1 protein-coding gene is annotated in these 923 nt (G+C 32.8%); it reads right to left on the reverse strand.

Going from position 1 to position 923, the window contains the following annotated elements:
* Positions 1-114: 114 nt before the first annotated feature.
* A complete protein-coding gene (locus tag WOCAOBSORBRA_RS06030; protein WP_155968372.1) occupies positions 115-618 on the reverse strand; it encodes a protein-disulfide reductase DsbD domain-containing protein in 504 nt (167 codons plus the stop codon).
* Positions 619-923 lie beyond the last annotated feature (305 nt).

Raw genomic sequence — 923 nt, forward strand, 5'->3', positions numbered from 1 at the left:
AAGATTTTCAATAAGTTGCTTATAATCCTAATTATAGTTAGCCTTTCATAAGTAGCGATGCAACAAAGCCATTCCAGTGTCACGCGCTGGAATGACACCTACCCCATGAGAACTCTATTTTTCATACCACTCATTTATAAGTTTATTGATATCAGAATCTATAAAATCCTTTAATGGTTGCCTGATTTTTATCTCAACATTTTTAGGGATGCACCTATCTTTACATATCGCATAATTTATATGGAAGTTAAGGTCAATATACCCTTGATTTAAAAATATATTCATCTTAAAGGGAAATAATACCATACCCTCATATACGTTACTTACAAACGTCTCTCTCCCTACTTTATCTTTATGTTCCTTTGGAATAGGCCAGTGAATATTTATATCTGATGCATTACCTTTGTAACTAATAGACGTGGGAAGGCCAAAATCTCCAGGATCTTTATAATATATGTGCCAGCCTGGTTCTACTGTAACCTTTATTGCACCTTTAAGAGTGAAGCTTGCTTCATTTATCTCGCCAATAAGTAAATCAAATTTTGCAATTTCCTCGTCAGCATATAGTTGAGTGCAAGAAAAAAATAAAAACAATATTAAATATATATGTATTTTCATTAAGGTAAATTTCTCCTTTTATAGAGAAAGTAATTTAGATTTTAATTATTATATTTAATAGTATTATATAGATTATTTATTAATATAGCATTATGCTATAGCTAAACTGACTTACGACAATCTGAAAAACGACAAATTCGTCATTCCGCTACTTGTTAGCGGAATCTATGCCGAGATACCGCGAATGAATCCACAACTGTACGAACATTGTGATTTTGGCCCATAAGGAGGGTGTCATCCCAGTGCTTGACACTGGGATGGCTTTGTTGCATCACACTTTATGAGATGGTGATTTATGGTAAATT

The sequence above is a fragment of the Wolbachia endosymbiont of Cardiocondyla obscurior genome, assembly GCF_902713635.1.
In the GTDB taxonomy this organism is placed as follows: Bacteria; Pseudomonadota; Alphaproteobacteria; order Rickettsiales; family Anaplasmataceae; genus Wolbachia; species Wolbachia pipientis.